This window comes from Arthrobacter sp. 4R501 (genome assembly GCF_002929755.1).
Taxonomy (GTDB): domain Bacteria; phylum Actinomycetota; class Actinomycetes; order Actinomycetales; family Micrococcaceae; genus Arthrobacter.
Map to the genome: position 1 here is coordinate 125,433 of NZ_PJIW01000008.1, position 24,384 is coordinate 149,816.

A 24,384-nucleotide genomic window follows, 5' to 3' on the forward strand; every position below is an offset into this window, starting at 1 on the left:
TCGCTTTATCTACGCAAGGATTTCGCCAATGACGACGACAATGCAAGCAGCAGTAGTAACCGAATTCGGCAAGGATCTTCAGATCCAGACCCTCCCCATTCCTACCCCGGGCCGGGGTGAGGCGCTGGTCAAGGTCATCACTACCGGCGTCTGCCACACAGACCTCCACGCGGCGGAGGGCGACTGGCCGGTCAAGCCGACACCGCCGTTCATTCCCGGCCACGAAGGCGTGGGCGAAGTGGTTGCCCTGGGCGAAGGTGTCACCGACCTTGCTGTCGGCGACCTCGTCGGCAACGCCTGGCTCTGGTCCGCCTGCGGCGACTGCCAGTACTGCCGCACCGGCTGGGAGACACTGTGCGAAGTACAGAAGAACGCCGGCTACAGCGTGGACGGTTCGTTCGGGGAGTACATGCTCGTGGACACGCGCTTTGCCGCACGCATCCCGGCGGGCTCGGACCCCGTTGAAGTCGCACCGGTGCTTTGCGCCGGCGTCACGGTCTACAAGGGCCTGAAGATGACCGAAGCCAGGCCAGGGCAGTGGGTCACCATCTCCGGTATCGGCGGACTGGGGCACATTGCCGTCCAGTACGCGGTTGCCATGGGACTGCGGGTTGCTGCCGTGGACATCGCGGACGACAAACTCGCCCTGGCCAAGAAGCACGGCGCCGAGCTCACCGTCAACGCGCTGCACGAAGATCCCGTCGAAGTCATCCAACGTGAAACCGGAGGTTGCCATGGAGTCCTGGTCACCGCAGTACACCCGTCTGCTTTTGGCCAGGCGATCGGCATGGCCCGCCGCGGCGGGACGATTGTGTTCAACGGCCTGCCGCCGGGCGACTTCCCGGCACCGATCTTCGAGATTGTGCTCAAGGGCCTGACCGTCCGCGGCTCGATCGTGGGGACCCGGCAGGACCTGGAGGAAGCCCTCGAGTTCTACGCGGAGGGCAAGATCCACCCCACGGTCTCCACCCGGGAGCTTTCCGAGGTCAACGCCGTTCTTGACGAGATGAAGCACGCCAAGATCGACGGCCGCGTCGTTATCAAGTACTGATGATGGGGGCGAGGCTTGACGCGGCGGTGACGTTGCCCGGGGAGGACATCTCCCGCGTGGCTCTCACCGCCGAGGCCCTGGGACTGCTCAGGAAGTTGTGGGGGCAGCACGGGCCCCTGATGTTCCACCAGTCCGGCGGCTGCTGCGACGGGTCCTCGCCTATGTGTTATCCGGCCGGGGAGTTCATCACCGCGGAAGCGGACGTCCTCCTGGGGCTGTTCGACATCGCCGACGGCCTGGATCCGCAGCCTCTCGAGTTCTGGATGTCCAGGGAGCAGTTCAACTACTGGAGCCACACCCATCTGACCGTGGACGTGGTCCAGGGCCGGGGGAGCGGGTTCTCGGTTGAGTCGCCGGAAGGCAAACGGTTCCTGATCCGGTCAAAGCTGATGGACTGGCCGGTCTAGTCGGTTCGATGCTTTAGCCTTGAGGCCCTCCAAAAGGAGGGCCTCAAGGTGTTTTTCGCAATTAACTTCGGCACTATGGGTGTCTCACGATGCGGGACGGTTGGAAGCGTCCAGTGGCTGGACAGTAAAGTTGGTAAGTCTGTTTCCATCCCCTATCAGGATTGTGGATCTCCTTATGAACCTTCTCCGGACCAAATCCATCGAGCAGTCCATCGCCGACGCCGATGAACCCGGACGCAAGCTCAAGCGGTCGCTCAGCAGCTGGGACCTGATGATCATGGGTGTCGCCGTCGCTGTCGGCGCCGGCATTTTCTCGGTCGGCGCCAAGGCTGCGGCCAACTTCTCCGGCCCCGCTGTGACGTTGTCCTTCGCCATTGCCGCTGTGACGTGTGCCTTGGCCATCATGTGCTACGCCGAGTTCGCCACCGCCATTCCGGTCGCCGGGTCGGCCTACGTCTTTACGTACGCCACCATGGGCGAGCTGCTGGCGTGGATCATCGGCTGGAACCTGATCCTGGAACTTTTCACCGCCGCGGCAGTGATCGCCAAGTACTGGGGCATCTACCTCAGCAAGGTGTTTGCGCTGATGGGGGCCGACGTGCCGCCAGCACTGTCTCTGGGCGGCGTGGACCTCTACTGGGGCGCGTTCCTGATCGTTGCCGTCTTCACCGTGCTCCTGGTGCTGGGCACCAAGCTCTCCGCCCGTGTGGGCAACGTCTTCACCCTGATCAAGATCGCCGTTGTGCTGTTTGTGATCGTGGTGGGCTTCACGTACGTGAAGTTCGAAAACTACACGCCGTTCGTGCCCGCCGCGGAACCCACCGCCGGTGGCTCCGCGGATGTCCTGAAGCAGTCGTTCTTCGGCTTTCTCACTGGTGCCGCGCCCGCCCAGTACGGCACGCTCGGCATCTTCGCCGGCGCCGCGCTGGTGTTCTTCGCCTTCATCGGCTTTGACGTCGTGGCCACGTCCGCGGAGGAAGTCAAGAACCCGCAGAAGACCCTGCCGCGCGGCATCTTCGGCGGCCTGGCCGTGGTGACGCTGCTCTACATCCTGGTGTCCCTCGCGCTCACTGGCATGGTGTCCTACACGGACCTCGCGGCAGCCGAGACACCCACCCTCACCACCGCCTTCGAGGCCGTCGGCAACACCACCGCGGCCAAGGTCATCGCCTTCGGCTCCCTGATCGGCCTCACCACCGTAATCATGGTGCTGCTGATGGGGCTGTCCCGCGTAGTGCTGGCCATGAGCCGCGACGGACTGCTGCCCCGCGCGCTGTCCAAGACCAGCGAAAAGCATTCGACGCCGGTCCGCCTCCAGATCATCTGCGGCGCCGCCGTAGCACTTGTGGCTGGCCTGACCAACGTTGACCTGCTGGAGGAAATGATCAACATCGGCACACTGTCGGCGTTCGTTGTGGTGAGCCTGGGCATCCTGGTGCTGCGCAAGAAGCGCCCGGACCTGAAGCCGTCCTTCCGCGTCCCGTTCGGCAAGGTCCTCCCGGTGGTTTCGGCCGTCCTGTGCCTGTACCTGATGACGAACCTCGCCGTGGAGACGTGGATCTTCTTCGCCGGCTGGCTGGTCATCGGCGTCGTGATCTACTTCGCCTACGGCCAGCGTCACTCCCGCCTGAACGAAAAGTTCGCCGAGGCCAAGTCCGCCGTGGACGCCACGGAGTCCGGCGCGGACGCCCGCCTTGCCGGCAGTGCGGCCGCAGCCCGCGACGAGGCACTCACCCGCCGGTAGGCCCGCATCCCCGCGGCTGCCAAAGCTGCAAACAAGACAGAGGCACCCGTCCACCCCTTTGGTGGCAGGGTGCCTCTGCCGTTAACCCGCCTTTTGTGATCTGGCCGATAAGACCTATATAGTCGTGCTTGAAGTTTTCGGGATGTCGTCCCGATAATCGGAATGTGCTTCGGCACCAAAGAGAAATGGTGAACTGTGGCTGAGAACGATGTTGTTCGCAGTAAGTCGGCGGTCCTCGACCCCCAGGGCAATCAGGCAGCAACCGGGGCCACGGACAAGGCGCCCGTCCGCCGGGCCGCGTGGGCCGGCCTGATCGGCACCGCGCTCGAACAGTACGACTTTGTGATCTACGGAACCGCATCGGCGATCATCTTCAGCAAGATCTTCTTCCCGAACATCGACCCCGCCATCGGTATCATCGCCGCGTTCGGTGCCTACGCCGTCGGCTTCGGGGCACGCCCCCTCGGCGGCCTCTTCTTCTCCAAGTACGGTGACCGGCTGGGACGCAAGTGGGTGCTGGTTGCCACGCTCTTCCTGATGGGCATCGCCACGTTCGCCATCGGCCTGCTGCCCACCTACGAGCAGGCGGGCATCTGGGCCCCCGTGCTGCTGGTTGCCTGCCGCTTCCTCCAGGGATTCGGTGCCGGCGCTGAACAGGCCGGCGGCGTGGTCCTGGTGGCGGAAACTGCGCCCAAGGGCAGCCGCGGACGCTACGCTTCGCTCGTCTTCGTTGGTGCCGCCGCCGGCACCGCGATGGGCGCCGTCGTCTGGATCCTGGTGCAGATGATGCCCCGCGAAGCCCTGGAAGCCTATGGCTGGCGGCTTGTGTTCTTCTCGTCGATCTTCGTCACCATCGCCGCTTATGTGATCCGCCGCAAGCTGAAGGAATCACCGGTCTTTGAGGAAAAGAAGGAAGAGATCGCCGGCGCCGTCCGCGCCACCCCCGTGTCCGACGTCGTCAAGAACGGCCGTGCGGGCCTGTTCCGGGTCTTCTTTATGAACGTGGGCGCCAACGCGCACTCGTACATCTTCCAGGTCTTCCTGGGCTCCTACCTGATCACGCAGCTCAAGATTGACGCGACGTTCATTCCCAAGGTCCTGCTCGTGGGCGCGCTCTTCGCCTGCGTCTCGGCATACGCCTTCGGCACCCTCTCCGACCGCTTCGGCCGCCGCCGGATGTACCTCATCATCACGGCGTTCCTGTTTGTCTTCCCCGTCCCGGCCTTCCTGCTGCTGAACACCGGAAACCTGTTCCTGATCTCGCTGGTGATCGTGCTCGGCTTCATCTTCGCCGCGCAGGGATCCGTGGGCGTCCAGGCAGCGTACTTCCCCGAGCTGTTCGGCTCCCGGTACCGCTACGCCGGCGTCGCGCTGGGCAGGGAGTTCTCCTCCGTCTTCGGCGGCGGCATCGCACCGCTCATCTGCTCGGCGCTGGTCACCGCGTTCAGCGGCTCCTGGATCCCGGTCGCCATCTACATGATGGCCATGATGGGCATCAGCCTGGTCACCACCATCAAAGCCCCCGAAACCGTCGATCGTGACCTGCTCACAGAAGAGGACGCCAAGTAATGCCAGCCACGCCCACCCGCATCGTTATCACCGACTGCGACCACGACTCCATCGCCATCGAGCAGGCCGTCGCCGACGCCGCCGGCGTGGAACTGGTCCTTGCCCAGTGCCGGACCGAGGAGGACGTTATTGCCGCCGCAGCCGGTGCCGACGCCATCGTGGTCCAGTACGCCCCCATCACGGACCGCGTCCTCGCGGCCCTGCCGCAGCTGAAGGCGATCGGCAGGTACGGCGTGGGCGTGGACACCCTCGACGTCGAGGCGGCCACCGCCCGCGGCGTCGCCGTCTGCAACGTGCCGGACTACGGCACCGAGGATGTCAGCGACCACGCCATTGCCCTGGCCGTCAGCCTGGCCCGCGGAATCACCCGGCTGGACCGCGGCATGCGCCGCGGGGAACACTCGCTGCTCCCGGTCCAGCCCCTGCACCGGATATCCACCAGGGTGTTCGGCGTGGTGGGCCTGGGACTGATCGGCGCGGCCACCGCACGCAAGGCCAAGGGGTTGGGCTACACGGTAATCGGGTCTGACCCGCTCGCGGAAATCGGTACGACGACGGCGGATGGCGTCGCCGTCGTCGGGTTTGAGGAAGTGATTTCCCGCGCTGACGTGGTGTCCCTCCACGTGCCGCTCAATTCCCATACGCATCACCTGATCAACGCCGGTGTGCTAGCGCAGATGAAACGTGGCGCTGTGCTGGTCAACACCTGCCGCGGGGGAGTCGTGGACACGGCTGCGGTTGCCGGTGCCCTGGCAAGCGGCCAGCTCTACGGTGCCGGGCTGGACGTCTTCGAAGAAGAACCCCTGGCCCTGACCAGCGCGCTGATCGGCTGCGAAAACGCCGTGCTGACACCGCACGCTGCCTGGTACAGCGAGGAATCCTATGCGGAACTGAAACGCCGCACCGTCGAAAACGTCATCGAGGTCTGCGCCGGTCGCATGCCGCGCAACGTGATGAACGCAGGAGTGTTGGTATGAGCGCCGTACTCCTGAACAGCACCATGCGCGCCGCTGTGTGGACGGCGCCGGACACGATCGAGCCGCGGCAGCTGCCCGTGCCGGAAATCCCCGCAGGCTGGGCCCTGGTCCGGACGGAAATGACCGGCCTGTGCGGCTCCGACTTTTCCATCCTGCACGGAACGCACCCCCGCGCCGAAGCTCCCCTGGTCATGGGCCACGAGATCACCGGCATCGTGGAGGTCGCGGCGGAGACCGGCCCGGCAGCGGGCACCCGGGTCACCGTGGAGCCCCTCATCCACTGCGGCGAATGCCACCCGTGCAGCGGCGGGGACACCCACGTCTGCCGGGCGCTGAAACTGTACGGGATCGACGTTGCAGGCTCCCTCGCCGAGTACGTGGCCCTGCCTGCCTCCGCACTCATCCCGGTCAGCAACGCCGTGCCCCTCCAGGAGGCCGCCCTCGCCGAACCCCTGGCTGTGGCCGTCCACGCGGTATCCCGGGCCGGCCTGGCCGGCGGCGAACGGGTGGTGATCTTCGGCGCCGGGCCCATCGGTATCCTGACAGCCCTGGTGGCGCGCCACCAGGGAGCCGGCAGCGTCCTCATTTCGGAGCCCTCCGAGGCCCGCCGCCAGGTGGCCGAAGAACTGGGCTTCGCCACGGTGGCACCCGGGGATGACCCCATCCAGGCCATCCTTGGCGCCACGGGCGGGGACGGCGCGGACATCGTCTTTGACTCCGCCGCCCACCCCTCGGTCGCGGCGATGCTGCCCCGGGCCGTCCGCGTGCGCGGGACCATCGTGCTTGTGGGCGTCTACAAAAAGCCCGTCGAACTCGACCTCCAGGCCCTGACGTTCGCCGAGAACACCGTGGTGGGCGTCCGGGTCTACACCAGGGCGGCCGTGGAACGCGCGGTGGAACTCATCGAAAGCCGTGAGCTGGGGCTGGACCGCATTCCCACCCAGGTGTTCGCCCTGGAGGACACCCGCCAGGCCTTTGACCAGGCGACGGCGTCCGGGCGTGTCCTCAAAGTCTTTGTCAGTCCAGCTGCGGCGCCCGCCGCGAGAACCCAGGAAAGCTCATGAACCACACAGCAGAGAAATCGCCGTTTGACCTCAGCGGCAAAACCGCAGCCGTGACCGGCGCCTCCCGCGGGATCGGCCTGGGCATTGCCCTCGGGCTTGTCAACGCCGGCGCCAGCGTTGTGGCACTCCAGCGCGGCCCGTTGGCGCCGGAACTGGCCGCCGCTGCGGAAAAGGCAGGCGTCAGCGCCGCGGCGGTCCACGTGGACCTGGCCAGCGAAGAATCCGTTGCCGCCGCCACAGCGGAAACCCTCGCGGGACACCAGATCGACATCCTGGTCAACAACGCCGGAACCCAGATCCGGCACGACGCGACCGAGTTCCCGCTGTCCGACTTCGACCGCGTGATGGCCATCAACACCCGCGCCGTCTTCCAGCTGTGCCAGGGTTTCGGCACCCCGATGGTGGAGCGCGGTGGCGGAAAGATCATCAACATGGCTTCCCTGCTCACGTTCCAGGGCGGCCTGCGGGTTCCGGCCTACGCCGCGTCGAAGGGCGCCGTGGCGCAGCTGACCAAGGCGTTGTGCAACGAATGGGCGCCACGCGGCGTGAACGTCAATGCGGTTGCGCCGGGCTATATCGCCACTGACATGAACGAGGCGCTGCTGGCAGACGCCCAGCGCCACGAACAGATTTCAGTCCGGATCCCGGCGGCACGCTGGGGCACCGGCGGCGACCTCGCCGGCGCCGTGGTGTTCCTGGCCTCCCCGGCCGCGGATTATATCCACGGCGTCGTACTGCCGGTCGACGGCGGGTGGCTGGCCCGGTGAGCGATCGCCAGAGCCCTCCCGTTTCCGCCATCCTGCAGGCCAATCCTGTGGTGGCCGTCCTCCGCGCCCGCCATGCCCGGGAATACGCGCCGGTCATCGACGCCCTGGTCAAGGGCGGCGTCCGATCCATCGAACTGACCCTCAGCACTGACGGCGTCTTCGACCTCCTGCCGGACATCAAACGGCAGTTCGGCGCCGACGCGGAAATCGGCGTCGGCACCGTCACCTCCGGTGACCAGGCTGCGCAGGCGCTCGACGGCGGCGCGGACTACCTGGTGACGCCCGCCATGGTGACGGACGTGATCCGTGCGGCGGTTGCGGCCGGCGTTCCGGTGTTCCCCGGCGGGCTGACTCCCACCGAGCTGCTGACCGGCATGCAGGCGGGGGCTACGGCCGTGAAGCTGTTCCCCGCTTCCACCGTTGGCCCGGGCTACATCGGGCAGCTGCGCGGGCCCTTCCCGGACATGCGTGTGATTCCGTCCGGCGGCATCGGCATCGATGACGCCGCGGACTGGATCGCCGCAGGGGCGCTTGCCGTCAGCCTGGGCGGGCCGCTGCTCCGTGATGCTTTCTCCGGCGGCGACCTCGCTGCCCTCACCGCCCGCGCCCGGCAGCTCAGTTCCCTGGTGGCGGACGCCGTCCAGGCGAGGGGTGCCCGGTGACCTTTACCGACGTCGTGACCCTCGGCGAAACGATGGGCCTGATGAAGGCCGAGACGCCCGGCCCGCTGGCCCAGGTGTCCTCGCTCAGCTTGGGCATGGGCGGCTCCGAGAGCAACTTTGCCATCGCGCTGCGGCGCCTGGGCACGTCGGTGACCTGGGTGGGACGCGTCGGCAACGACAGTCTCGGCGATCTCGTCCTGCGTGAGCTCGCGGCCGAAGGCATCGTGGTTGACCCCTTGCGTGACGAGTCGGCACCCACCGGCCTCATGATCAAAGAGCGGCGCACCATGGACCAGCTCAAGGTCTGGTACTACCGGGCCGGCAGCGCCGGCTCCCGGCTGTCTCCGGAGGACATCCCGGCCGAGCGGATTGCCAACGCCCGGCTGCTGCACCTCACGGGCATCACGCCCGCACTTTCGCCGGAGGCAGCACGGGCGGCGCAATATGCCCTGGACGTTGCCCATGAAGCAGGCGTCCTGGTCTCGTTCGACCTCAACTACCGCGCCGCGCTGTGGTCCGCCGACGACGCCGCTGACGTTTTCCGGAACTTCATTGCCCAGGCGGACATTGTGTTCGCCGGGGACGACGAAGCCGCCATCGCGGTAGGAAAATCGGATGATTCGCTGGAGCTTGCCCGCAGGGTCGCCGCCCTCGGGCCGGGCCAGGCTGTCATCAAGCGGGGAGCCGCAGGCTGTGCCGCCGTGATCGATGGAGTGGAATACGTGCAGGACGCCGTCCGCGTCAGCGCCATCGACACCGTGGGGGCCGGCGATGCCTTTGTGGCCGGCTACATCTCGGACCTCTTGGCCGGGGCCTCGGTGCAGGAGCGGCTGCTGACCGCGGTCCGCACGGGAGCCTTTGCCTGCCTGGTGCCCGGCGACTGGGAAGGTATGCCGCGCCGGCACGAGCTGGCCATGCTGGACGCCACGGAACCGGTGGCACGCTGAGCCGGGGTTGAACCCTTCAGCCGGAACTGATCCTGTCGCGGGATCTGGCCCCGTAACGGGATCTGGCACTAGCGGGAACTGGTCCCGTAAAGGGGCCGGCGGAAAGGGCCCGGATCGGCGCGAGGGCGCTAGATCCAGGCCCTTTCAAATCCTGGCGGCAGGCAGCGGCTGAGCTCAGGCTGGACGTCCTGGAGCAGCGCCACGAGTGATCGAATCCGTTCCGGCGTCATGTGGACGCTGGGGGCTGAGATGGAGACAGCGGCCGCGACCCTGCCGAGCAGGTCCGGGATGGCGATGGCAACACAGGTGATGCCGAGTTCGTTCTCCTGGTCATCCAGCGCGTAGCCGTCCGCCCGGGCTTGATCCAGTACCGCCCGGAACGCGTCAACATCCTGGATGGAGCGGGGTGTGGCGATCGCCGCCGTATCGAAGGCGCGGACGGCCTCGTCATTTCCATACTGGGCTGCCAGCAGGGCCTTGCCCATGGCGGTGTTCTGGGCCCGCAGCCGTGCCCCGGGGCGGGACGCCATTTCAATGCCGCGATGGCCGCGGGCCTTGGCCAGGTACAGGACATCGTCGCCGCTGAGGATGCCCAGGTGCGTGGTGTCCTGCGTGGTCTTGGCGATCCCGGCGAGGATGGTCTGCACGGTGTCGGGAAGGCTGATCTTTGCCTCCGCCTTGGTGCCGAGCTCCAGCAGTTTGATGCCCAGGTGGTAACTGTGGTCCGGCTGCTGGCTGAGGTACCGGCCCGCCACGAGTGTGGTCAGCATGCGGTGGGTCGCCGAGCGGCTGAGTCCCGAGGCCTGAGTGATGTCTTCTAGCCGGTGGGCGCCCGCAGCGACGTGGTCGAGCAGGCTGAGTCCGCGCTCCAGCGTGCGGGCCCCTGCGGGATTAGCTTCCATGCCCCCAATTATCCCACGTATAGGGAGCTATCCCATCTACAGGAAGTACGGCGTCACGGGGCCGCATGCCGGCCCACCCAGTCCACCAAGGGCCGCAGCTTGTCCCAAAGCGCCTCGATTTCCTGCACTGCCGCCGGCGAATCCAGCCACTCCGGCTGGCCCAGTTCGATGCCGGCGGACAGCGACTTGTGCTTCAGCAGCTCCGCCCGGGGATGGTCCTTGTCGAAACCGCGCGGCACGGTCTTGAGTTTTTCGCCCTCCACGGCAAAGCCCGCGGCAGCCACGGTCTCCACGATGTGCCGCAGCGCTTCGCCGGTCCCGGACGCATCCACGGAGTTCCGGAAGCGGGCCAGCTGGGCCGGCGTGCTGGTGTGGCAGCCGCCGCCCACCAGCAGCCCGTCGGCGCTCACCTGGACGTAATACCCCACGCCTTCCTGAGACGACGCGAACGCTCCCTGGGCAGTCTTGTAGGGCGATTTGTCCTGGGAGAACCTGATGTCCCGGTTGGGCCGGAAGATCTTGCCCGGCCCGAACCGCGGCTCCAGTTCGGCCAGCAGGGCGGTGACCGGACCCCGGACCAGCGTGTTGTAGCTGTCCTTGTGCTCCAGCCACCACTCCCGGTTGTTGTTGTGCTCAAGTTCGGCATAGAACGCGAATGCCCCTGCAGGGATGCCCTGGAATGTACTCATGCAGTGATCCTAGGGACCACCGGGCAGCCCGGCCAGAGCGGCAGGCTCCTATGTGGAAACAAGACCGCCCCGCCACGGAAACCGTGACGGGGCGGACGTTGCACCACAGGGGCAGAAAGGCTAGCCGATCTTGTTGGCAGCCTCGGCGTCGGAATCGGTGGAGCCCGCACCCAGGTTGGCGCGCAGCTTGGCGCCGAGTTCGGCGTCCACGTTGGTCCAGTACTGGATGGCGCGTTCCTTGATCTCGGCGTTCTTCACGCCGCCCACCGCACCGGTGATGGTGTCCAGCAGACGGGCCTTGGCGCCGTCGTCGAACACCTCGCGGTACAGGGTGCCGGCCTGGCCGAAGTCGCCGTCCTCGGCGTGCAGGGAGTGCGCGGAGAGCGTGAGCTCGCCGTCGTTCTCCCAGCCGCCGGCCGGGGAAGCCGGCTCAACGGCTGCAGGGCCGTTGAAGGAGTTGGGGGCGTAAACCGGTACGGACGGGGCGTTGAAGTGGTAACGCCCGGCGCCGTCCTGGCTGTAGTTGTTGACCTGGTTCTTCGGCTGGTTCACCGGGATCTGCGCGTGGTTGGTGCCCACGCGGTAGCGGTGTGCGTCGGCGTAGGAGAAGATGCGGGCCTGCAGCATCTTGTCCGGGGAAGCGGCGATGCCCGGCACGAAGTTCGACGGCGCGAAGGTGGCCTGCTCGATCTGCGCGAAGTAGTTCTCCGGGTTCTTGTTCAGCTCCATGGTGCCCACGTAGATCAGCGGGTAGTCCGAGTGCGGCCACACCTTGGTGAGGTCGAACGGGTTGAAGCGGTAGCCCTTGGCGTCTTCGTACGGCATGACCTGGACGTGCAGTTCCCAGGACGGGAAGTTGCCCTCGGCGATGTTGTCCTGCAGGTCGCGGATGTAGAAGTCCGCGTCCGAGCCGGCCAGCTCTTCAGCCTGGTCACCGGAGATGGTCTTGACGCCCTGGTTGGACTTGAAGTGGTACTTGACCCAGAAGCGCTCGCCCTCGGCATTGATCCACTGGTAGGTGTGCGAGCCGTAGCCCTGCATTTCACGCCAGGACGCCGGCAGGCCACGGTCACCCATAAGCCAGGTCACCTGGTGTGCAGATTCCGGGGACAGGGTCCAGAAGTCCCACTGCATGTCCGCATCGCGCAGGTGCGTGCCCGGGAGGCGCTTCTGCGAGTGGATGAAGTCCGGGAACTTGATGCCGTCGCGGATGAAGAAGACGGGGGTGTTGTTGCCCACGAGGTCGTAGTTGCCCTCGGAGGTGTAGAACTTGACGGCGAAACCGCGGGGGTCGCGCCAGGTGTCCGGGGAGCCGGCCTCGCCGGCAACCGAGGAGAAACGGATCAGCATCTCGGTCTCAACGCCCGGCTGCAGGAACGCGGCCTTCGTGTACTTGGAGATGTCCGAAGTGGCCTTGAACGTACCGAACGCGCCGCCGCCCTTGGCGTGCACTACGCGCTCCGGCACGCGCTCGCGGTTGAACTGGGCGAGCTTTTCGATCAGGTAATGGTCCGTGAGGATGATGGCGCCGTCGGCACCGACGGACTGTGCGTGCGCGTCGGAAGTGACGGGCGCGCCGGACTGGGTTGTAGAGATGTTCGCAGTCATTTTTCTCCTATTTCTCGATTACTTGGGACGTACTAGAAGGAAGTTTTTGGGACGCCTGGCAGTCCTGGCAGATGCCCTGGTACATCACATCGGCGATCTGGATGGTCATCGGCTTGGAGTTCTCATCCCAGTGCGGGGTGAGGCAGGGCGCGTGCCCGACGGCGCATTCGACGTCCTCCACGCGGCCGCAGCTGATGCAGATGGCGTGGTGGTGGTTGTCACCGACGCGGGTCTCATACAGGGCGGGGGAATGCGGCGGCTCGAAGCGGCGCAGCATGTGCAGATCGGTCAGGTCGCCGAGGACCACGTATACCGATTGCGCGGTCAGCTCCGGAAGTTCGGTGCGCGCGGCAGCCAGGATGCTCTCCGCGGGGGAGTGCGGATGATGTTCGACGGCGGTCAGCACGGCGAGCCGCTGTTTGGTCACCCGGCGGCCGTGGGCACGCAGGGCGGCAGCCCATGCATCGTGGCCGCCAAAGTGTTCCGTCATGCTTCTATTGAAGCACTTATTATGAGTCGATCACAATAAGGCTTGGCTTACCTTCGGCAGGTCCAGGAATTCGTGCATGGGGGTGCGGGATTCTCCTGCCGAGCGGCCCATGGCATGGACTTCCAGGCCGCCGGGTTCGGGTTCCGGCACCACGCAGCTCAGCCCGGTCACGCCGGGGCGGGCTGCCAGGCCCTCGACGGCGGCGGCCAGCGCCAGCAGGTGGCCGGGTGTCAGGCCGGGACCGCCCGGCGCCGGCGGCAACGCCGGCGCGAGCACCGTGTGGTGCGCGCCGGCCTTGAATTTCGGAGTCCTGGCAGTGAGTTCCGGGAGGGTGCCTTCCACCGGCGGGACGGGCTCCGCGGGGCGCGCAGCAGCCAGCCGGCGCAGGGCGGTGCGGAGGCCGCCGTCGTACTCGCTAAGTTCTTCCGCTGCGGCCGGCACGCGGCGCTGAACGGGCAGGCGCAGCTGTTCGCCGGGCGTGACCGGCTCGGCGTCCCAGCGCCCGAAGACGTGGAACGTGGGCGTGGAGGATTCCGCTTCCGGTTCGCCGATGGCCGCTCCGATGGGGTGCCACTGGTGCGCAAACATAACGGTGCAGCGGCCGGCCCCCAGAACTTCGGCGAGGGCCTGCCGGGCGGTGTTGTGGCAGTGCAGCCAGTCGGTGGCGGAGCGGAGATCGAACGCCATGGCCGGATTCGTGAGCCTGATCAGGAGATGGCCGGCGTTCAGGGCGGTCCGGGGCCGGGCAACCTCCCAGCAAGCCGAGGCAAAAAGCAGCCGCCTGGACACATGCATATGCCGACTCCTTTCCCCCGCCTGAGGATACCAAGCGTGTGACAGAACAGGACACTGATGCGCTATTAGGGTTGCAGGGTGGGGAAACTGCTGGCCGATATCACACCGCTCCGGGAGAGCCCGGCCTTCCGCCGGCTCTGGCTGGGTTCCGCCGTCTCGGCCGTGGGGAGCCAGCTCACGCTGGTGGCCGTGAGCCTGGAGGTGTACCGGCTCACGCAGGACAGTTTCTATGTGGGTCTGCTGGGTGTGTTCGCGCTGGTGCCGCTGGTGTTCGGCGGCCTGCTGGGCGGGTCCATCGCCGACTCCCACAACCGCCGCACGGTGGCTCTCCTGGCAACCTCGGTCCTGTGGCTGACCACCGGCCTGATCGCGCTGCAGTCCTGGCTGCAGCTGGGCAACGTCTGGGTCCTGTACCTCCTGGTGGCGCTGCAAAGCGGCGCCCAGGCCATCAACCAGCCGGCCCGCAGTGCCATCATCCCCACGCTTATCCGCAAGGAACTGCTTCCAGCGGCCAACGCGCTCAGCATGATGTCGTTCGGGTTGGCTTTGACGGTGGGACCCCTGCTGGCGGGGGTGCTGGTGGCGTGGGTGGGCTTCGGCTGGACCTACACCATCGACTTCATCAGCTTCGCGTTTGTGCTCTGGGCGGTCTTCAGGCTCCCGTCCATGCCGCCCTCGGGAAGCGCCGGGCGGGCCGGGATCCGGTCTGTCATCGAGGGGTTCCGGTTCCTGAGCACCCGGCCCAACCTGCGGATGACCTTCATCATCGACCTCGTGGCCATGATCCTCGCCCAGCCGCGCGCGCTGATGCCCGCCATCGGTGCGCTGATGATCGGCGGCGGCGAAACCACGGTGGGCATCCTGCTGGCCTCCAGCGCGGTGGGCGCATTCCTGGCCGGCCTGTTTTCCGGGCCGCTCGGCCATGTCCGGTGGCAGGGGAGTGCCGTGGTGTGGTCGGTGATGGGCTGGGGCGCCTCGATTGCGGGCTTTGGTGTGGTGGTGCTCCTGGCAGGACGGGCGGACGACGGCGGGGCCACAGTTTGGCTGGTCCCGGCGGCTTTGTGCTGCGCCCTGGCCGGAATCGCAGACTCCATCAGTGCCGTCTTCCGCAACACCATCCTGCAGGCCGCTGCGCCGGACCACCTGCGCGGACGGCTCCAGGGGGTCTTCATTGTGGTGGTGGCCGGTGGGCCGCGCGTGGGTGACCTGCTGGCAGGCGGCGGGACTAAGATTCTCAGTGAGGGCTGGGTCCTGCTTCTGGGCGGGGTTTTGTGCATCGCGGTGGCCTGGCTGGCGGCACAGCTGCAGCCGGGCTTCCGGCAGTACGATGCCCGGGACCCCGTGCCATAGGGCCATGCCTTGTTGGGGCAACCTGTCGGGGCAACTTTGTCAGGGCGACGTGGAGGAGTGGACGTGCACAAGCATTACAACGGCCTGAAAACTGCGGCGCTATTCGGCGTCCTGTGGGCGGTCCTCCTGGGCCTGGGCGGACTGATCGGGATCAATACCCGCAGTTCAGCGCCCATCTGGATCATGGCCCTGATCGGCGTGGCCACCACCGCGTACGGCTACTGGAACAGCGACAAGATCGCCATCCGTTCCATGCAGGCCTACCCCGTCACGGAGGCCCAGGCGCCACAGCTCTACCAGATTGTCCGGGAGCTCTCCGTCCGGGCCAACCAGCCGATGCCCCGCATCTACCTCTCACCCACCATGAACCCGAACGCGTTCGCCACCGGCCGGAACCCCAAAAACGCCGCCGTGTGCTGCACCGAAGGGATCCTGCAGCTGCTGGATACCCGCGAGCTGCGCGGGGTCCTGGGGCACGAGCTGATGCACGTGTACAACCGGGACATCCTCACGTCCTCGGTGGCAGCCGCGGTGGCCGGCGTCATCACATCCGTGGGCCAGATGCTGCTGTTCTTCGGCGGCGACCGGCGCAACTCCAACCCGCTGGCCATGCTGGCGATGGCCCTTTTGGCACCGTTTGCCGCCTCGCTCATCCAGCTGGCCATCTCCCGGACCCGCGAGTACGACGCCGACGAGGACGGTTCGCAGCTCACTGGCGATCCGCTGGCGCTCGCCTCAGCCCTGCGCAAGATTGAGCAGGGCGTGCGGATCGCGCCGCTGCCGCAGGAGCAGAAGCTGGTCAACACCTCGCACCTGATGATCGCCAACCCGTTCCGCGGCGGGGCCATGACCAAGCTGTTCGCCACCCACCCGCCGATGAAGGAGCGGATCGCCCGGCTGGAACGGATTGCCGGCCGGCCGCTGAACTGAGGCTGACTGACCGACCCGGGCGCCGCCGTCGTACCTCCTTTTTTGGCGACACCTTTGGCGACACCTTCGGCGACACTGAAAATCAATCGTGACACGCAAAAACGCCGGCGCTACCCGCATTCAGGTAGCGCCGGCGTCTATTGCCAGCGATAGAATTCTTGCGCCTCGAAAACGAAGGCCTGGTGGCTAGCTGCGGAAGTTGACGAACTGCAGGTCCGCCTCGTCAAAGTCCTTCAGCAGCGCCATGACGGACTGCAGGTCATCGCGGGACTTGGACGAGACGCGGAGTTCGTCGCCCTGGATCTGGGATTTGACGCCCTTGGGGCCCTCATCGCGGATCAGCTTGTTGATCTTCTTGGCCAGGTCCTGCTCGATGCCTTCCTTGATGGAGGCTTCGAGGCGGAATTCCTTGCCGGAGGGGTAAGGCTCGCCGGTGTCCAGGGACTTCAGGGAGATGCCGCGGCGGATCAGCTTGGACTGGAGGACGTCCAGCACGGCCAGGACGCGTTCCTCCGAGTTCGCCTTCATCAGGATCTTCTCGCCGCTGAATTCGACCTCGGCGCCGACGCCCTTGAAGTCGTAGCGCTGGACCAGTTCCTTCTGGGCCTGGTTCAGCGCGTTGGCCACTTCCTGCTTGTCCACTTTGCTTACGACGTCGAACGTTGACTCGCCTGCCATGATTCTCCTTGTGCCGGTGGTTGCCCTGACAATGGCTCTGCAGGGCGTGGATCTCTGCATTCCAGCCTAATACGGATCGCCTGCCTGTGGCGCTGGTGCGTGTGCGGCGCTGTTGTGGATTCGGCGCTGTTCGTGATTCACAGTTCTCTCATAGCGGACGCACTGCGGGAACGAAGCCGGGCAGGCGAGAGTTGAACGAGTTGGAAACAGGTCGAAGGGAAAGCCATGCAACACAAAGCCGTCCGTTACGTCACCCGAACCACCGCCGCAGCTGCGGGCGCTGTCGCCACTGCTGCCACATCAGTCGCCGCTGCAGCCCTGGCAGGCTCTATTATTTTCGGCCCGGTCCCGGATGCCTCGGCCCGCATGGAGGGTGTGAGCGAGGACCTGCTGCGGGCGGTCCAGCTGAACCAGATCACCGAGGAGCAGGCCGTGAAGTTCGAGGCGCGGCTGGCCGGGCGGATTCTCGGCGACGCCTGAGCCGCCGGTTTTTCCGCGGAATTGCGGGGCTTCTGACAGCATTTCCAAGGGTCCGCAGCCTCGATTCGATGTTTCGGCAGAAGTTCTGTAAAGTTGTCTTGCCCGCGGTTACTGGAAGCGGAACGGCCCGGAAACGGACGTTCTGACCACTGCAGCCGGGGGTGATCTTCTTTTGAAGTTCGGCAGATTACCCGAGCGGCCAAAGGGGGCTGACTGTAAATCAGCTGGCAACGCCTACGGGGGTTCGAATCCCTCATCTGCCACCGCCCCGGATTCTAGGGGAATTTAGACCCGTTCGTATCTCTTCGGAGGTGCGGGCGGGTCTTTTTTTACTTCCCGGTGATCACACTTGTGATTACACCTTGGCTTTTCTTTGACATCGGCAGCAGTGAGGACGCACGTTCCGCGGCGTTGTGGGCGGCGTCTCCCACCATGTGCGCGTACAGGTCGCGGGTGATCTGGCTGTTGCTGTGTCCCATGGTCTTGGACACAATGGCCATGTCCTGCCCCGAGGCCAGCATTAGAGACGCGTGGAGGTGGCGGAGGTCATGGAAGCGCATGTGCGGGAGGCCCAGCTTCTCCACCGTCAGCTCGAAGAGTTTGGACGGGTAGCCCGGGCGGAGCTGGCTGCCGTCCTCGTACGTGAACACGCGGCCCGAGTCCTGATAGGCGTCTCCCCATGCCTCGCGTTCCTGCCCCTGCTGGAACTGCCACGTCAGAAGAGCGGCGACGGCCCGGTCTGACAGTGCGGCCACGCGGTCCTGTCCGGCATCCGTTTTGATTGTGCCCTCCACTACTTCCTTGCCTACCTGTACAAGCTGCACACAGACAACCAGGCGGCGGGCGGCAAGGTCTACGTCCTGCCAGCGTAGGCCGCACAGTTCACCGCGGCGCATACCGGAGAGGATGGCCACCTCAAACAGTGCGCCCAGCCGGTGCTCAGTGGCGGCGTCCAGGACGACCGCTCCACCTACTACTGGAAGCACGTCTACGAGCGGAACACCGAAGGACTCTACCTACCCAACGGCGCCTTCGCCTTAGCGGCAACCCTCGCCGGACTGCCGATGGACTGGTCCGCCTACAACCCCACCATCCACGCCCGGGAATCCCGCCACAACCCAATCGGGGCCCTCGTGACTAATCCCCGCCGATTCAAGGACACCGCGGCCAGCGTGCCCGAGTTCAGCGCCCTCATGAACGCCCAGGTCCGAGCCACGCTGCCATGCAACGGAGGGACCGAATGGATGGCCGAAGACCATCGTCTCCAGCAACGGGCAGCCGAGCTGTGCCGCCCGTGCGCCCTCCTGGTATTGTGCTGCACCTAGGCCATCACCGCTGGGGAAAGAACCGGCATCTGGGGCCAACATCTGGTCTCTGTTCATCTGGCCCTGGCTTCCTGCCGACGGGTCGAGGGCATGCGCTCGCCCCTGACGCCGCCCTGTTAATAACAAAGCCGAGTCAATGGTCGCGTCGGTTTTAAAGCACTTTGAAAGTATTAGAGCCCGCCACGTCTGCCTACCGCTGACCAACGGACGAATGGAAAGACTACAGTCGATTTTTGTTGATATTGATCTTGGCTCCTTCAGATGAAGAGATATTTCACCATCGGGACCAGGCCCCTGAGAACACCCATTTTTGAACCGCGTGGTCAGGCATCCCCCGGTGACAGAGACGTGCTTCTGCCAGTGCGGCGCATGTATCGGTCACAGGCGGCCCTTTTCGTTACGGAGGCTTGCTTGACACCCAAACGCCAACCCACCGGCGGCGCGCACAACGCTGCTGACGCCACATCAGGGAAGCAAGGCGGCCGCCTCAGCAAGAGACCGACGCAACCACAGGGCGTAGTTGGTGGAGATGTGCTGAGCATCCTTATGGGTTGCATATCCCGCGACAACCGCGGGACAGACATCCTCCGCGCACAACCACGGAACAACGTCCACGTATTCCGCGCCACCGGCCTCGGCGACGCGCTTCTCCATCTCATTGTGTTCGGTGTCCACCGCGTAACTCCGCTGAGTGTGGCAGCGACGGACGTCGTCGGAATTCGATGTGACGCAGTCCTCGGGATCCTTTTCCGAGTACGCGATGTCCCCGATCACGACCACACGATCACTTATCGCGCTCAATGACTTTATGGTCGAGGCGAGACCCTCCTCCCAGGCGGCCTCCGTGTTTTCTTTGTCAGGGCGCCCATCCTTCTCAAGCCAAGTACCCTGGCGCTGACCCGAGATGAGGACGACGCTCGGGTGAAGTGCCTCGATCTTCGCCAGCGAGTCAGCACGGAATGCCTTGCACTCGGGATAATCACCCTTGCGCTTCGCGTTGTAGACCGAAAAGTCGGCTGGCGGACACGAGAACATCGAAAAGACTTCGAAGCGCCGCCCAAGTTCAGTGGCTGTCACGCCGAGCGGACTTTCCCACATCTGAGCGTGCGAGTCGCCATAAACCACCACTGTCTCGCCGCCGCTGGCGTCACCATAACTGCATGTGACTTTACCTGTTGGGGCATCTAGGCCCCCTAGACACGCATGTTGGTTGAAGAGGAATCTCCCAACAGGCGGCTCCGGCGGCCACCCTGCGACGTTTACGCTGTCAGCCACGGCCTTTGCCACTTCGTCAGCCGTCGGTAGGTCACTGCCAGGGGCAACTGCAAAATCGCCTACTTTGTCTGTGGGGGAAGGCTTGGGCAGGATCGACACCAGATTGCTCGTGAGGCCAAGTGATAGCGCCACCAGTGCGGCGCCGAAAGCCACGCTGACTGACGGCCGGCGGGCCTTGAGCCAGTTGGAGTTCCGTACGGGCAATTCCACATACTTGAAGGTAACGACAGACAAGGCCAGCGCCACACCGACAAAGGCAAGCTTGGTGGTCATCGCCAGTTCGGTCCCGAGCGATGCCGCGGGGAGGATCAGCACGGGCCAGTGCCACAGGTACAGGGAATAAGAGAGCTTGCCAAGCCATTGCAGAGGTCGACACTGCAGGAGCACTTCGGCTCCTCGCTTCGGTGTGATTGTCCCGCCGATTATCACAAGAACCGTTCCGCCAACCGGAAGAATAGCAGCGGACCCTGGGTACCTGGTGTACTCGTCCAGCGTGAGCGCTGCTGCCGCAATCGCGATGAGTCCGGACACACTCGTAACGGCAGCAAGAAAAACCGGCAGCCGCATGATCGTCGGTGTGAGCACGGCAAGAATTGCGCCAGCCGCAAGTTCCCAGGTCCTCGTCAAGGGAGAGAAGTAGGCCGCACTCGCGTTCTCCGTCGTCGCGTACACCGACCACATAAGGGAGACTGCAATCGTGACAGCGAGGAGAACCGTCAGTCGCGTGCGTAGCGGAACTCTCCATCCGATCGCAGCGACCGCCATCATTAAGGCTGGCCATAACAGGTAGAACTGCTCTTCGATGGCCAGTGACCAATAGTGCTGTAACGGGGATGGAGAAAGGTCGCTGGCCCAGTAGTCCGTCCCTTGTGAGGTTTCGCGAAAATTGCTGGTGAAAAGCGCGGCCCATTGCCCGTCTTCGGCGGTTCGAGCAGCACTCGTACCGCCGATCAAAGCGAAGGATGAGACTACTGTGACGGCGAGGACAAGAGTCGCGGCAGGCAGGATTCGCCGAGCCCGTCGTGCATAGAACCACAAGAGGGAGATCCGCCTACCCCGTTCAGCTTCTTTGAGCAGGAGGCCGGTGATGAGGAAGCCGGAGACCACGAAGAAGACGTCGACACCGACGTAGCCTCCTTGCAGCGCCGGCACGCCTACATGGTCCAGCACGACCAGTAGAACTGCGATCGCGCGAAGACCCTCTATGTCCGGACGGAACGTGCGTGGAACGGATGAAGAGCGATCGGCTCCCTTCGTGGCACGCTTACTCGTTAGCAGACGGCGTCGGGGTTTACGCGCGTCAAGGTGGTTTCCATTGAGCAATCCGCTGGCCAGATGCATCATGTCGCCCCTTTGGCCCGACGTCTCTTACCGGCTCGTGCGGCCGACAGTAGCGCTCTTTGCGGCCAGAATCAATGCATTTCCCCGAAGATAGGCGTGCGGTCGTGAACTGGGCAAAAATTCTTGACCTCGCCCGGCAATTTTCTCAGAAATCGGGCGCCTCCAGCTTGATGCTGACCCGACTTGCTCGCCTCGATCGGCGTCGAAAGTCCGCTTCAATCCGCGCTGCTGCGGGCGTAAATACCAGTACGCTCACCCGCCCCGTGGACCGGACCCACGGAGTCCCGGTCCCTTATCGTCTGACCTATGGAAATCGTGAGCAAGTCATAAACAGTGTTCGTCGCTTGGCATCGGGAGCAACTCTTATCTCAGCCCTCGCAGCCGTCGGAGTAACCGGGTCGTCGGCGCCACCCGGAGACGCGGTTGCCAAGGGTCAGGAAGCGCAAACGCAGATCTGCGGCGGCAGCATTCAGGGGAACAGCGTTCTTACCGCGGCTCTCGCGGGCGCTGTGCAAGGGAGCAACCTCAGCCCATTGGCTCCTAAGTGCAGCTGCGGCAACAAATGTCCCTTAGGGAATCCGCCAGCAAGCTGCGGACCTGGAGAGAAACGCTGCAAGGAAACCGCGTCCTGCAACTTCAATATCTCGTGCGACGGAATCGTCGTTGCGTGCTCAGCGAAGGTGCGAGTCGAGTACCTGAGCGAACGGCGGAAACCGCTGAGTCTGATACCTCGACCGGCCCGTCGTGGCTCCGCTACGACATTGGCATAGAGCCGACCCTGTCGCCAGAGTCAATTGCCATCATCGATGGGGTTATCTCCTACCTGTGCAGCGTCGTGGAGCAAGGAGCACCCAGAGCGGAATGGCGGGTCGGCTACAACCGGATCAAGTCCTACATCTGGCAGAACCACCCAGTGCTCGTGCACGTCAACCAGGAGGTTCCACTGGCTGACCTGGTTCCAGGCCTTGCCCGAGGACAAGCCAGCGGGCGGCTCCCCTCAGATGATGACAAGCTGGCTCGCATGGCCGCCGCCGCCATCAAGCAGCTGAACGGTAATGACGAGGAAACAGTCGTTGAGGACGAACCGCTTATCGAGGTCGAGGACCCAGGCGAAGACGCACTCCGCGGGCGGGAGCTTGAGGTGTCTTTGAGGGAGGACATCGCCAACGAGTACTCCCGGGAGGTGGACCGGCTGGTCAAAACCCTCGCGAAGGAGGACGGGATCACCGGCGTCGTCCGCGAAGACCGCGAAGTACTCCTCGTTGCCACACCCAGCTGGGACACCGCGCAGCTTCAAGAATGGCTCACTCGATATATCGAAACCAATATCCATAACTAGCGGCACTCTTTGACGCGGGTGCAGGGGAGTTGACCACTCGAGGGGGAGCCTTGGCGGGCCGGCGGGACAGGGGGAGAAACCGTCGTCGACAGCAGCGTTGCCCCCGGCGTAGGCTGGCAGCATCGGCGCATGTGACCCCGATGCCCTGCGTCGATACATCAATCGATGAAGGAGAACCATGAGCGTTGTACGTGAATTTATGACCACGGATGCACAGTGTATTAAGGAGCATCAGTCCCTCGCAGATGCCGCTCGGATGATGTTGGATCTGGATTGTGGATCGCTGCCGATCTGCGGCGATGACGGCAAGTTGAAGGGCATGATCACCGACCGCGACATCGTGCTCAGGTGCGTTGCTGCCGATCGTGATCCCCGCGAGATGTTGGCCAGCGAGCTAGCCACCGGCAAGCCCTACTGGGTTGACGCCGATGCCAGCGTTGACGCAGCCATCGAAATCATGGAGAGGCACCAGGTCCGGCGCCTCCCGGTCATCGTCGACCACAAGATGGTCGGCATCATCAGCCAGGGTGACATTGCGCGCAACTACACCGAGGAGCGCGTGGGCGAACTGGTGGAGCACATTTCGGAACGCCACCCGATGTCTGCATAGTCTGACTAATTCCCGCATGGCCTTGTTCGCGGCTCCTTGCCTTGAAGGTTCGGAACCGCGAACAAGCTTTGGAAACTCTGGACCGCGAAACCCGGCCGGACCAGAGCCTAGTTCAGGGCGATCAGGAGCATCTGGTTGGTCCCCGGGATGCACGTCTGCAGGATGGCCCGGGGGAATCCGCCGAATACCGCGATGACATCGTTGGTGGTTCCCGGGTTGGGGACCTGGCCCCGGGCCGTCGCCGTGTATGTCCCGTAGCCCGGAATGCTGACGGTCTCGCCCACGCCGATGCCGGAGAAGCGCGCCCACCCGCCGCAGAAGTCGTGCTCCGTGATGAACAGCGAGTAGCCGTCGTTGGGTGTGTAGTGGATCGGCCCGATGCACGCGTCCACCATGGCCTGTCCGCCAGCGCCCGCGACATAGATGGTGCGGACAGCGGGCGCGGCCTGGACCGGCGCCGGGGCGGGGACGTAGGCCGGAGAAGCAGCAGCGGGTGCCGCCGCAACCGCGGCCGGCGCCGGTGCGGGGGCGGAAGCCTCGACGGCGGGTCCCGTCAGCTTCAGCGTCTGGCCCGGGACGATGATGCTGTAGAGGCCCAGCCCGTTGGCGGCCAGCATCGCGTTCGTGTCAACGCCGTACCGGCCGGCGATCCCACCCACCGTATCGCCGGGGACAACTATGTAGAGGTTGGGGTCGCCCGCGGGTGCCGGAGCAGGTTCGGGCGGTGGTGGGGGAGCCTGGGCAGGCGCCGCAGCTTCTGCGACTTCCGGCTGCGCAGTGCCAGTTCCCGCACTGCCAAACTCAACGGACCCAACATAGGGCGCATCCAACGGCACCGCGGCCAAAGGCCGGGCAACGCGCACAACTGGCGAAGCCGCCGTCGTGATGGCCTCCGGTGGCGCGGATATCTCTGCCGTGGGGACGGGGCCGGCCAATGCGCCGACTCCGAAGGCGGAAATCACGGCGGCGGTGGCCATGCCGGCCCACAGCTTGTTGCTGATCGTCCCGCTCCTCGGTGCCAGGAGATCGGCCCGCGGGACATCGGTTTCGAAATTTCGGCGGGGTGGTTCGGGAATAGGTGCGGTCAACTGGAACATGGGTGGCCCATCGCAGGTCGGTCCGGCAACAGGGCGGCAGTGGTGCCGCGAGTTCCAATGCAGGACGGATCGAGGAGTGATGCGCTGCGCGGTGCCGTCTATGACGGAACCGCGCACGGAAAGCGCGCATGATGGGAGCGCCCGCATACCCAGAAGATACGGATGCCCCGCTATGAAGCGGCATCATCCACCCCAGCTCGGAGGATGCGCCGGCAACTTTGTTTGGCCCTAGGAATTTCGAGTCTAGGAAGCTGCGCCAGGCACTGCACGAGTAGGCGTTACCTGAA

At 65.0% G+C, this 24,384-nt stretch carries 24 protein-coding genes and 1 tRNA gene; 16 read left to right on the plus strand and 9 right to left on the minus strand.

What is annotated here, in order from left to right:
• The first annotated feature begins 28 nt into the window (after positions 1 to 28).
• The 9 genes from adhP (at position 29) to CXR02_RS09885 (ending at position 9,188) form a co-directional block, all read left to right on the plus strand.
• Positions 29 to 1,051, plus strand: a complete 1,023-nt coding sequence (gene adhP / locus CXR02_RS09845; protein ID WP_181037187.1) for an alcohol dehydrogenase AdhP — start codon at positions 29 to 31, stop codon at positions 1,049 to 1,051.
• The gene (locus tag CXR02_RS09850) at positions 1,051 to 1,458 is read left to right on the plus strand and encodes a DUF779 domain-containing protein (RefSeq protein ID WP_104061823.1); all 408 of its coding nucleotides are present in this window, start codon (positions 1,051 to 1,053) and stop codon (positions 1,456 to 1,458) included. Before adhP ends, CXR02_RS09850 begins: the two co-directional genes overlap by 1 nt.
• Positions 1,459 to 1,633: 175 nt before the next feature.
• Positions 1,634 to 3,202, plus strand: a complete 1,569-nt coding sequence (locus CXR02_RS09855; protein ID WP_104061824.1) for an APC family permease — start codon at positions 1,634 to 1,636, stop codon at positions 3,200 to 3,202.
• Positions 3,203 to 3,397: 195 nt separating this feature from the next.
• Positions 3,398 to 4,771: an MFS transporter gene (locus CXR02_RS09860; protein ID WP_104061825.1), complete on the plus strand. Its 1,374-nt coding sequence runs from the start codon at positions 3,398 to 3,400 to the stop codon at positions 4,769 to 4,771.
• Complete coding sequence (locus CXR02_RS09865; RefSeq protein WP_104061826.1) at positions 4,771 to 5,748, plus strand: C-terminal binding protein; 978 nt, start codon at positions 4,771 to 4,773, stop codon at positions 5,746 to 5,748. Before CXR02_RS09860 ends, CXR02_RS09865 begins: the two co-directional genes overlap by 1 nt.
• Entirely contained in the window at positions 5,745 to 6,812 is a 1,068-nt protein-coding gene (locus CXR02_RS09870) for a zinc-binding dehydrogenase (protein WP_104061827.1), read from the plus strand. Before CXR02_RS09865 ends, CXR02_RS09870 begins: the two co-directional genes overlap by 4 nt.
• Positions 6,809 to 7,579, plus strand: a complete 771-nt coding sequence (locus CXR02_RS09875) for an SDR family oxidoreductase (RefSeq protein ID WP_104061828.1) — start codon at positions 6,809 to 6,811, stop codon at positions 7,577 to 7,579. Before CXR02_RS09870 ends, CXR02_RS09875 begins: the two co-directional genes overlap by 4 nt.
• A complete protein-coding gene (locus CXR02_RS09880) occupies positions 7,576 to 8,241 on the plus strand; it encodes a bifunctional 4-hydroxy-2-oxoglutarate aldolase/2-dehydro-3-deoxy-phosphogluconate aldolase (protein WP_181037188.1) in 666 nt (221 codons plus the stop codon). Before CXR02_RS09875 ends, CXR02_RS09880 begins: the two co-directional genes overlap by 4 nt.
• A complete protein-coding gene (locus CXR02_RS09885) occupies positions 8,238 to 9,188 on the plus strand; it encodes a sugar kinase (RefSeq protein ID WP_258060902.1) in 951 nt (316 codons plus the stop codon). The genes CXR02_RS09880 and CXR02_RS09885 overlap by 4 nt, the downstream gene beginning before the upstream one ends.
• A gap of 128 nt (positions 9,189 to 9,316) precedes the next feature.
• Here CXR02_RS09885 and CXR02_RS09890 read toward each other — a convergent pair whose 3' ends face one another.
• The 5 genes from CXR02_RS09890 to CXR02_RS09910 form a co-directional block, all read right to left on the minus strand.
• Entirely contained in the window at positions 9,317 to 10,090 is a 774-nt protein-coding gene (locus tag CXR02_RS09890; protein ID WP_104061829.1) for an IclR family transcriptional regulator, read from the minus strand.
• Between the two features lie 53 nt (positions 10,091 to 10,143).
• Positions 10,144 to 10,779 (minus strand): DUF2461 domain-containing protein, encoded by a 636-nt coding sequence (locus CXR02_RS09895; protein WP_104061830.1) that lies wholly within the window; start codon positions 10,777 to 10,779, stop codon positions 10,144 to 10,146.
• A 120-nt stretch (positions 10,780 to 10,899) separates the two neighbouring features.
• Entirely contained in the window at positions 10,900 to 12,387 is a 1,488-nt protein-coding gene (locus CXR02_RS09900; protein WP_104061831.1) for a catalase, read from the minus strand.
• Positions 12,388 to 12,394: 7 nt separating this feature from the next.
• Positions 12,395 to 12,877, minus strand: coding sequence for a Fur family transcriptional regulator (locus CXR02_RS09905; RefSeq protein ID WP_104061832.1), 483 nt, complete (start codon positions 12,875 to 12,877; stop codon positions 12,395 to 12,397).
• A gap of 30 nt (positions 12,878 to 12,907) precedes the next feature.
• Positions 12,908 to 13,672 (minus strand): hypothetical protein, encoded by a 765-nt coding sequence (locus CXR02_RS09910; RefSeq protein ID WP_104061833.1) that lies wholly within the window; start codon positions 13,670 to 13,672, stop codon positions 12,908 to 12,910.
• Positions 13,673 to 13,750: 78 nt separating this feature from the next.
• On the opposite strand from CXR02_RS09910, the gene CXR02_RS09915 reads away from it, so the two are divergent.
• Positions 13,751 to 15,022: an MFS transporter gene (locus tag CXR02_RS09915; RefSeq protein WP_104061834.1), complete on the plus strand. Its 1,272-nt coding sequence runs from the start codon at positions 13,751 to 13,753 to the stop codon at positions 15,020 to 15,022.
• A gap of 63 nt (positions 15,023 to 15,085) precedes the next feature.
• Positions 15,086 to 15,952: a zinc metalloprotease HtpX gene (gene htpX / locus CXR02_RS09920; protein WP_104061934.1), complete on the plus strand. Its 867-nt coding sequence runs from the start codon at positions 15,086 to 15,088 to the stop codon at positions 15,950 to 15,952.
• A 186-nt stretch (positions 15,953 to 16,138) separates the two neighbouring features.
• On the opposite strand, the gene CXR02_RS09925 is transcribed toward htpX, so the two are convergent.
• Complete coding sequence (locus CXR02_RS09925; RefSeq protein ID WP_104061835.1) at positions 16,139 to 16,630, minus strand: YajQ family cyclic di-GMP-binding protein; 492 nt, start codon at positions 16,628 to 16,630, stop codon at positions 16,139 to 16,141.
• A 225-nt stretch (positions 16,631 to 16,855) separates the two neighbouring features.
• Here CXR02_RS09925 and CXR02_RS09930 point away from each other — a divergent pair, with 225 nt between their 5' ends.
• The gene (locus CXR02_RS09930; RefSeq protein WP_104061836.1) at positions 16,856 to 17,110 is read left to right on the plus strand and encodes a hypothetical protein; all 255 of its coding nucleotides are present in this window, start codon (positions 16,856 to 16,858) and stop codon (positions 17,108 to 17,110) included.
• Positions 17,111 to 17,291: 181 nt separating this feature from the next.
• Positions 17,292 to 17,373: transfer RNA gene (locus CXR02_RS09935), tRNA-Tyr, on the plus strand.
• Between the two features lie 66 nt (positions 17,374 to 17,439).
• Here the strand turns inward: CXR02_RS09935 and CXR02_RS09940 are convergent.
• Entirely contained in the window at positions 17,440 to 18,096 is a 657-nt protein-coding gene (locus CXR02_RS09940; RefSeq protein WP_146072507.1) for a site-specific integrase, read from the minus strand.
• Here CXR02_RS09940 and CXR02_RS09945 point away from each other — a divergent pair.
• Positions 18,046 to 18,435: a hypothetical protein gene (locus tag CXR02_RS09945; protein WP_104061838.1), complete on the plus strand. Its 390-nt coding sequence runs from the start codon at positions 18,046 to 18,048 to the stop codon at positions 18,433 to 18,435. The genes CXR02_RS09940 and CXR02_RS09945 overlap by 51 nt on opposite strands.
• 465 nt (positions 18,436 to 18,900) lie before the next feature.
• On the opposite strand, the gene CXR02_RS09950 is transcribed toward CXR02_RS09945, so the two are convergent.
• Positions 18,901 to 21,054, minus strand: coding sequence for an acyltransferase family protein (locus CXR02_RS09950; protein ID WP_104061839.1), 2,154 nt, complete (start codon positions 21,052 to 21,054; stop codon positions 18,901 to 18,903).
• Positions 21,055 to 21,718: 664 nt separating this feature from the next.
• Between CXR02_RS09950 and CXR02_RS09955 the strand changes: the two genes are divergently transcribed.
• Together CXR02_RS09955 and CXR02_RS09960 are read left to right on the plus strand one after the other, a co-directional pair.
• Positions 21,719 to 22,390, plus strand: coding sequence for a hypothetical protein (locus tag CXR02_RS09955; protein ID WP_104061840.1), 672 nt, complete (start codon positions 21,719 to 21,721; stop codon positions 22,388 to 22,390).
• A 178-nt stretch (positions 22,391 to 22,568) separates the two neighbouring features.
• Positions 22,569 to 23,000, plus strand: a complete 432-nt coding sequence (locus CXR02_RS09960; protein WP_104061841.1) for a CBS domain-containing protein — start codon at positions 22,569 to 22,571, stop codon at positions 22,998 to 23,000.
• 107 nt (positions 23,001 to 23,107) lie between these two features.
• On the opposite strand, the gene CXR02_RS09965 is transcribed toward CXR02_RS09960, so the two are convergent.
• Positions 23,108 to 24,097 carry a LysM domain-containing protein gene (locus tag CXR02_RS09965; RefSeq protein ID WP_104061842.1) on the minus strand — a complete coding sequence of 330 codons (990 nt, stop codon included), beginning with the start codon at positions 24,095 to 24,097 and terminating at the stop codon, positions 23,108 to 23,110.
• Between the last annotated feature and the right edge of the window lie 287 nt (positions 24,098 to 24,384).

Excerpts from the sequence above, each read along its gene's own strand:
- adhP (WP_181037187.1), top strand. The coding sequence starts at position 29 with ATGACGACGACAATGCAAGCAGCAGTAGTAACCGAATTCGGCAAGGAT.
- CXR02_RS09850 (WP_104061823.1), top strand. The coding sequence starts at position 1,051 with ATGATGGGGGCGAGGCTTGACGCGGCGGTGACGTTGCCCGGGGAGGAC.
- CXR02_RS09855 (WP_104061824.1), top strand. The coding sequence starts at position 1,634 with ATGAACCTTCTCCGGACCAAATCCATCGAGCAGTCCATCGCCGACGCC.
- CXR02_RS09865 (WP_104061826.1), top strand. The coding sequence starts at position 4,771 with ATGCCAGCCACGCCCACCCGCATCGTTATCACCGACTGCGACCACGAC.
- CXR02_RS09870 (WP_104061827.1), top strand. The coding sequence starts at position 5,745 with ATGAGCGCCGTACTCCTGAACAGCACCATGCGCGCCGCTGTGTGGACG.
- CXR02_RS09875 (WP_104061828.1), top strand. The coding sequence starts at position 6,809 with ATGAACCACACAGCAGAGAAATCGCCGTTTGACCTCAGCGGCAAAACC.
- CXR02_RS09890 (WP_104061829.1), bottom strand. The coding sequence starts at position 10,090 with ATGGAAGCTAATCCCGCAGGGGCCCGCACGCTGGAGCGCGGACTCAGC.
- CXR02_RS09895 (WP_104061830.1), bottom strand. The coding sequence starts at position 10,779 with ATGAGTACATTCCAGGGCATCCCTGCAGGGGCATTCGCGTTCTATGCC.
- CXR02_RS09900 (WP_104061831.1), bottom strand. The coding sequence starts at position 12,387 with ATGACTGCGAACATCTCTACAACCCAGTCCGGCGCGCCCGTCACTTCC.
- CXR02_RS09905 (WP_104061832.1), bottom strand. The coding sequence starts at position 12,877 with ATGACGGAACACTTTGGCGGCCACGATGCATGGGCTGCCGCCCTGCGT.
- CXR02_RS09910 (WP_104061833.1), bottom strand. The coding sequence starts at position 13,672 with ATGCATGTGTCCAGGCGGCTGCTTTTTGCCTCGGCTTGCTGGGAGGTT.
- CXR02_RS09925 (WP_104061835.1), bottom strand. The coding sequence starts at position 16,630 with ATGGCAGGCGAGTCAACGTTCGACGTCGTAAGCAAAGTGGACAAGCAG.
- CXR02_RS09930 (WP_104061836.1), top strand. The coding sequence starts at position 16,856 with ATGCAACACAAAGCCGTCCGTTACGTCACCCGAACCACCGCCGCAGCT.
- CXR02_RS09950 (WP_104061839.1), bottom strand. The coding sequence starts at position 21,054 with ATGATGCATCTGGCCAGCGGATTGCTCAATGGAAACCACCTTGACGCG.
- CXR02_RS09960 (WP_104061841.1), top strand. The coding sequence starts at position 22,569 with ATGAGCGTTGTACGTGAATTTATGACCACGGATGCACAGTGTATTAAG.
- CXR02_RS09965 (WP_104061842.1), bottom strand. The coding sequence starts at position 24,097 with ATGTTCCAGTTGACCGCACCTATTCCCGAACCACCCCGCCGAAATTTC.